We start from the raw sequence: 6,669 nt of genomic DNA, 5'->3' as shown, positions 1-6,669 counted from the left end.
AGCGGCCCCACGACGACACCGGAGCGCAGTCCGCCCGCGGCCGCCGCGAGCCGCCCGAGCCGCGCCGGATCGGCCCCGTCCGTATGCAGGTCGACCGGGCAGCCGTGCTCGGCGGCGACCTCAAGTACCGCCTCTACGTAGCCCGTTGGATCGGGGTCCAGATCGGGGCAGCCGCCTACTACGGATGCGCCCATCTTCACCGCGTCCCGCAGCATCGCGAGGCCGTCCGCCCCGGCGATTCCGGTCAGCAGCCGGGGCATCGCCACCGTCCGCAGATCCGCGAGCCCCACCAGCGAACGCCGCGCCTTCAGGGCGGCCTCCATGGAATCGAGCCCCTCCATGTCGCCGATCCGCACATGGGAGCGCAACGCGGTCGCCCCGTGGCCGAGTTGCAGCAACGCGGACTCGGTGGCACGTCGCTGGACGTCCTCCGCGTCGTACGACACGGGCCCGTCGCTCTCCGCCGACAGGGCCGTGTCGCCGTGCGCGTGCGGTTCCGCGGGGGCGGGCAGCAGGAGGTACCCGGAGAGGTCCACGCGCGAGGTGTGGGCGGTGAGACTGCCGGCCGTGCCGACCGCCTCGATGCGCCCGCCGCCCAGCCGCACGTCCACGGTCCTGCCGTCGGTGAGCCGGGCGCCGCACAGCAGCAGGCCGGAGGCGTCCGGGGCGTCGTCCGGGGAGCCGGGGGAGGGGGGCTGCTGCGGCGGGCTGTCGGGCATCGCGCTCCTGAGGGCTCGTCGAGGGCTCGTGCTGCGGACAAGATCACGCAGGGTGGGACGAGCCTAGGACGGCGGCGAGGGAGCTTCGGGGAGGGCCGCAATAGTCGTACGGATGAGGTCCGCGGGGCGCCTGTGCCGCCCGCCCTCAAAGGATTTGGGCGATCGGCGGGCGACCGTGTAATGTCTTCATCGCTCGCCCCAATAGCTCAGTCGGTAGAGCGTCTCCATGGTAAGGAGAAGGTCTGCGGTTCGATTCCGCATTGGGGCTCTGGTGTGAAGTTCCCTCACCTTCGGGTGAGGGGTCATCGCATCACAGCGGTGTAGCTCAGTCGGTAGAGCAAGCGGCTCATAATCGCTGTGTCACCGGTTCAAGTCCGGTCACCGCTACTGACAGTAGCCGATTGTGGGGTCGGTCCTTCGATCGGCTACTCTTTTATGCGTTAATCCATCCCGTCCCGTCCGTCAAGGAGCACTCACGTGGCTGCCACCGACGTCCGCCCGAAGATCACGCTGGCCTGCGTGGAGTGCAAGGAGCGGAACTACATCACCAAGAAGAACCGGCGTAATGACCCGGACCGTCTTGAGATGAAGAAGCACTGCCCGCGTTGCAACGCGCACACCGCGCACCGCGAAACGCGATAAATCAGGCTCGCACACGAGGCCGTCCCCGTAAGGGGGCGGCCTCGTGTCGTTGACCCAGCTGGTTCAACGACGTTGTTCACCCACCTCGTTCTCGCATCCAGGAGGTGCCGAGTCCATGGCGCTCGACCAGTCCTTCGTGGGGCGGACCTACCCGCCCACCGCTCCGTATGAGGTCGGCCGGGAGAAGATCCGCGAGTTCGCCGAGGCGGTGGGCGACACGAACCCCGCCTACGCCGACCGCGAGGCGGCGCTGGCGCTCGGTCACCCCGATGTGATCGCGCCGCCGACCTTTGTGTTCGCCATCACGTTCAAGGCCGCGGGCGACGTCGTCCACGACCCGGAGCTGGGGCTCGACTACAGCCGCGTCGTGCACGGCGACCAGAAGTTCGCCTACACGCGCCCGGTGCGCGCGGGCGACAAGCTGGCCGTCACGTCGACGATCGAGGCCATCAAGTCCCTTGCGGGCAACGACATCATCGACGTCCGGGGCGAGGTCCACGACGAGGCGGGCGAGCACGTCGTGACCGCCTGGACGAAGCTCGTCTCGCGCGCGGCAGAGGAGGCGTGACCATGGCGACGACCATCAAGTACGCGGACGTCGAGGTCGGCACCGAGCTGTCGGCGCAGACGTTCCCGGTGACGCGCGCCATGCTCGTCCAGTACGCGGGCGCCTCCGGCGACTTCAACCCGATCCACTGGAACGAGAAGTTCGCGGTCGAGGTCGGCCTGCCGGATGTGATCGCGCACGGCATGTTCACCATGGCCGAGGCGATCCGCGTGGTCACCGACTGGGTCGGTGACCCGGCAGCCGTCGTCGAGTACGGGGTGCGCTTCACCAAGCCGGTCGTCGTCCCGAACGACGACAAGGGCGCCGAGATCCAGGTCAGCGGCAAGGTCGCGGCCAAGCTCGACGACAACCGCGTACGGGTCGACCTGGTCGCCACGAGCGCGGGGCAGAAGGTGCTCGGCATGTCGCGGGCGGTCGTTCAGCTGGTCTGACCGCCGCCGTCGCGCCGCCTTGTGCGCGCAGGTAAGGGGCGTCCTCCATGGGAGGGCGCCCCTTACGCGTGGGCGGGGGTTGACGTAGATAGTGATTGGCCACTAACTTAATCGCATGGTCAGGATGAGTGCGGAGGAGCGGCGCGAGAGCGTCACTCGCGCGGCGATGATCGAATTCGCCCGCGGTGGCTACAAGGGCACCTCCACCGAGGCGATCGCCCAGCGGGTGGGCGTCTCGCAGCCGTACCTCTTCCGGCTGTTCCCCGGGAAGCAGGCCATCTTCCTCGCCGCGTCCCGGCGCTGCTGCGAGCGGACCACGGAGGTCTTCCGCGAGGCGTCCGAGGGGCTGCACGGCGAGGAGGCCCTGCACGCCATGGGGCAGGCCTACCAGGCGCTCATCGCCGACGATCCGGACGTCCTGCTCATGCAGATGCAGATGTACGTCGCCGTGGCCTCCGCGGAGGCGTCCGGTGACGCGGAGTTCGGCGAGGACCTGCGGGCCGGCTGGATGGAGATGTACGACACGGTCCAGCGGGCGCTGGGTCCGGGCGTCGAGGAGACCACGCAGTTCCTCGCGTACGGGATGCTCGTCAACGTCCTGGTGTCGATGGGCTTCCGGCCCGATCACCGGGTGTGGACCGGCTTCTACGAGTCGGCTCAGCCCAAGTAGCCGGCGGTCCGGACGGTCGGCAGCGTGTGTCGCGCGGGTGCGCATTTTTGTACCCACGAAAGTTAGTCATCAATAACTAACCTCAGTGATCGCAGGGGGAAGCAATGTCACAGCACCAAGCACCGGATCAGCGCGGGGGAGCCGTCTGGGCCCTCGTCATCACCAGCGTCGCCGGATTCATGGCGGCCCTCGACAACCTCGTCGTCACCACGGCCCTGCCGTCCATCCGCCAGGACCTCGGCGGGGCCCTCGACGACCTGGAATGGACGGTCAGCGCCTACACACTGACCTTCGCTGTCCTGCTGATGTTCGGCGCGGCACTCGGCGACCGGTTCGGCCGGCGCCGGCTCTTCCTGGTCGGCATCACGGTCTTCACCGGAGCCTCGGCGGCCGCGGCGATGTCCACCGGGATCGGCGCCCTGATCGCCGCCCGGGCGGTGCAGGGGGTCGGCGGCGCCATCATGATGCCGCTCACCCTGACCCTGCTCAGCGCCGCCGTCCCGGCCGCCAAGCGCGGCATGGCGTTCGGCATCTGGGGCGCGGCCAACGGACTCGCGGTCGCCTCAGGACCGCTGATCGGCGGGGCGCTCACCGAACACGTCTCCTGGCACTGGATCTTCTGGCTGAACGTGCCGGTCGGCCTCGCCCTGCTGCCGCTCGCCCGCCTGCGCCTCAAGGAGTCCCACGGCACCGGCGCCCCGCTCGACATCGTGGGCACCGTGCTCGCCAGCGGCGGCCTTTTCGGCATCGTGTACAGCCTGGTCCGGGCACCCGTCGTCGGCTGGACCGACGCCATCGTGCTGACCGGGCTGTTCGCCGGCGCGGCCCTGCTCATCGGGTTCGTCCTCCACGGGATCCGCGCCAAGAACCCCATGCTCCCCATGCGCCTCTTCCGCTCCCGCGCCTTCGCCGGGGTCAACGCCGCGAGCCTGCTGATGTTCCTCGGCATGTTCGGCTCGATCTTCCTGCTCAGCCAGTTCCTGCAGGGCGTGCTCGGCTACTCGCCCACCGAGGCGGGCCTGCGGATGCTGCCCTGGACGGCCATGCCGATGCTCGTCGCGCCGATAGCCGGATACCTGTCCGACCGGATCAGCGGCCGCACGGTCGCCGCGACCGGCCTGTTCCTGCAGGCCGTCGGGCTCGGCTGGTTCGCCGTCGTGATCTCCGCCGACGTCTCGTACGCGGCCCAGCTGCCGGCCCTGATCGTCAGCGGCCTCGGGATGTCGCTGTACTTCGCCCCTGCCTCCAACCTGGTGATGTCCAGCGTCCGGCCCCAGGAGCAGGGCATCGCGTCCGGCTCCAACAACGCCCTGCGCGAGGTCGGCGGCGCACTCGGCATCGCCATCATGGCGTCGATCTTCTCGGCGCAGGGCGGCTACGACTCCGCCCAGCACTTCGTGAACGGCATCGAGCCCGCGCTGTGGGTGGGCGCCGTGGTGGTCGCGCTCGGCGGAGTCGCCGCGATGTTCATCCCGCGGACCGACCGGACCGGCGCGGCGGACGGGACCGCGCACACCGTGGTCCAGGGCACCGAGCCTGCCGCGCAGGTCCTGGAGAGCGCCTGACATCCGTCCTGACCTCAGTCCTGACATCCGTCCGTGCGGACGCGAAGGGAGCACGTCGTGCCGACACTGCCCTGGACCACCCCGAACACCCCGCCCACGCGCGCGGAGGCCACGGTCTTCGCCTCCCGTTTCGAGACCCGCACCCTATGGGGCGCCCTGAAGTTCTTCTTCCGTACGCCCACGATCTGGCGCCAGGTGAGCCGGGCCCCCGGCGCCTACGGAGCCACCTTGAAGGCGGCGCCTTTCCGGCGCACCTTCTGGACGCTGTCCGTCTGGGAGTCGCCCAAGGCCCTCAAGAACTTCGCGGCCTCCGCGCCGCACGGGCCGATCGCGGCCGGACTGCGCGGACACATGGCGGACGCGAAGTTCGTCACCTGGACGACGTCCACGGACGCTCTGCCGCTCGACTGGGAGGACGTCCTGCGGCGCCTGCGGTGACGCCCGGCACGAACGACGGCCCTGCCCGAGCGGCGGGGCCGTTCTCGTACCCTGGAGCGCGTGCAGGAACTCCACGAAGCCCCCCTCGCCCCCCTGACCACCTTCCGGCTCGGCGGCCCCGCCACCCGGCTGCTCACCGCGACGACCGACGCCGAGGTCATCGACGCCGTGCGCGAGGCGGATGCCACCGGGACCCCGCTGCTGATCATCGGCGGCGGCAGCAACCTCGTCATCGGCGACGCCGGCTTCGCGGGCACCGCCCTGCGCATCGCCACCCAGGGCTTCGAACTCACCGGTACGAAGCTGGAACTGGCGGCCGGCGAGGTGTGGACCGACGCCGTGGAGCGCACCGTCGAGGCCGGTCTCGCGGGCATCGAGTGCCTCGCGGGCATCCCCGGCTCCGCCGGCGCGACGCCGATCCAGAACGTGGGGGCGTACGGCCAGGAGGTCTCCGCCACCATCACCGAGGTGGTCGCCTACGACCGCACGTCGGGCGAGACGGTCACGATCCCGAACGCCGAGTGCGCCTTCTCGTACCGCCACAGCCGTTTCAAGGGCGAACCCGACCGCTACGTAGTCCTGCGGGTGCGCTTCGAGCTGGAGGACGCGGGCGGCCTGAGCGCGCCCATCAAGTACGCGGAGACCGCTCGCACCCTCGGCGTCGAGGCGGGTGACCGGGTGCCGGCCGCCACCGCGCGCGAGACCGTCCTGAAGCTGCGGGCAGGCAAGGGCATGGTGCTCGACCCGGAGGACCACGACACCTGGTCGGCCGGTTCGTTCTTCACCAACCCGATCCTTACGGATGCGGAGTTCGCGGCCTTCCACGCGCGCGTGGCCGAGCGTCTGGGCCCCGACATGAAGGCGCCCGCTTTTCCGGCAGGTGAGGGCCTGACGAAGACGTCGGCCGCCTGGCTCATCGACAAGGCGGGCTTCACCAAGGGCTACGGCTCCGGCCCGGCCCGCATCTCCACGAAGCACACCCTCGCCCTCACCAACCGCGGCGAGGCCACCACCGAGGACCTCCTCACCCTGGCCCGCGAGGTCGTGACGGGCGTCCGCGACGCTTTCGGGGTCACGCTGGTCAATGAGCCGGTCACCGTCGGCGTAAGCCTCTGAGCTGCAATTATTCGTTGACCTGGAGGGACTTCGTCCCTGATAGTGACGGCGTCGAGACGATCGACGCGTACATCAGGGGTGGGGACCACAGATGCAGGAGACCGACGGGCAGTCCGTGCTGCCCGCGTACGAGCGCGCACGATCGCTGCTGCGCGCGGGGGAGTGGAGACAGGCGCGCACCGAGGCGCAGTCGGGCCTCGACGCCCACGGGCCGCACGCGGGCCTGTACGCCGTCCTCGGCCGCGCCCATGCGGCGCAGGACGAGGACGATCACGACACCGCCGCGGAGCTCGCCTTTCGGACCGGGCTCGACGCCTTCCCCGACGACCTCGACCTGCTCGCCGCCTACGCCGAGTTCGGGCTCGCCGGTGACGTCATGGAGCAACCGGGCAGGCAGGCGCGCGGGCGGGAGGCGGCCGCGCGGCTGAAGGAACTGGCGCCCGATTCGCCGCAGGCGCTGCGGACCGAACTGCTCACTGCGGGCCAGGTCCCCAAGCCGCCCTCCGACGCCGCTGTCCAG

General features: G+C 70.2%; 7 protein-coding genes, 2 tRNA genes and 2 pseudogenes. 10 read left to right on the top strand and 1 reads right to left on the bottom strand.

Features of this window, described 5'->3' with window-relative positions; translation table 11 throughout:
• Positions 1–719 (bottom strand): annotated as a pseudogene (locus G3I40_RS00630) (hydrolase); the annotation flags it as partial.
• Between the two features lie 195 nt (positions 720–914).
• On the opposite strand from G3I40_RS00630, the gene G3I40_RS00625 reads away from it, so the two are divergent.
• The 10 genes and pseudogenes from G3I40_RS00625 to G3I40_RS00580 all read left to right on the top strand — a co-directional run.
• Positions 915–987: transfer RNA gene (locus G3I40_RS00625), tRNA-Thr, on the top strand.
• Positions 988–1,033: 46 nt separating this feature from the next.
• Positions 1,034–1,106: transfer RNA gene (locus tag G3I40_RS00620), tRNA-Met, on the top strand.
• 90 nt (positions 1,107–1,196) lie between these two features.
• A complete protein-coding gene (rpmG, locus tag G3I40_RS00615) occupies positions 1,197–1,361 on the top strand; it encodes a 50S ribosomal protein L33 (protein WP_004571794.1) in 165 nt (54 codons plus the stop codon).
• 115 nt (positions 1,362–1,476) lie between these two features.
• Positions 1,477–1,929, top strand: coding sequence for a MaoC family dehydratase N-terminal domain-containing protein (locus G3I40_RS00610; RefSeq protein WP_164300170.1), 453 nt, complete (start codon positions 1,477–1,479; stop codon positions 1,927–1,929).
• Between the two features lie 2 nt (positions 1,930–1,931).
• Positions 1,932–2,360, top strand: coding sequence for a MaoC family dehydratase (locus G3I40_RS00605; protein WP_164300169.1), 429 nt, complete (start codon positions 1,932–1,934; stop codon positions 2,358–2,360).
• A 115-nt stretch (positions 2,361–2,475) separates the two neighbouring features.
• Positions 2,476–3,030 (top strand): helix-turn-helix domain-containing protein, encoded by a 555-nt coding sequence (locus tag G3I40_RS00600; RefSeq protein WP_203643132.1) that lies wholly within the window; start codon positions 2,476–2,478, stop codon positions 3,028–3,030.
• 104 nt (positions 3,031–3,134) lie between these two features.
• Entirely contained in the window at positions 3,135–4,595 is a 1,461-nt protein-coding gene (locus tag G3I40_RS00595) for a DHA2 family efflux MFS transporter permease subunit (RefSeq protein ID WP_164300168.1), read from the top strand.
• A gap of 57 nt (positions 4,596–4,652) precedes the next feature.
• A complete protein-coding gene (locus tag G3I40_RS00590; RefSeq protein WP_164300167.1) occupies positions 4,653–5,033 on the top strand; it encodes a DUF3291 domain-containing protein in 381 nt (126 codons plus the stop codon).
• A gap of 21 nt (positions 5,034–5,054) precedes the next feature.
• Positions 5,055–6,149, top strand: a complete 1,095-nt coding sequence (locus G3I40_RS00585; protein WP_164300171.1) for a UDP-N-acetylmuramate dehydrogenase — start codon at positions 5,055–5,057, stop codon at positions 6,147–6,149.
• A 91-nt stretch (positions 6,150–6,240) separates the two neighbouring features.
• Positions 6,241–6,669: pseudogene (locus G3I40_RS00580) on the top strand (hypothetical protein); the annotation flags it as partial.

It is taken from the genome of Streptomyces sp. SID14478 (assembly GCF_010548525.1).
Taxonomy (GTDB): Bacteria; Actinomycetota; Actinomycetes; order Streptomycetales; family Streptomycetaceae; genus Streptomyces.
Note: the sequence above shows the minus strand (reverse complement) of the source record. Positions and strands in the feature narration are given on the sequence as shown.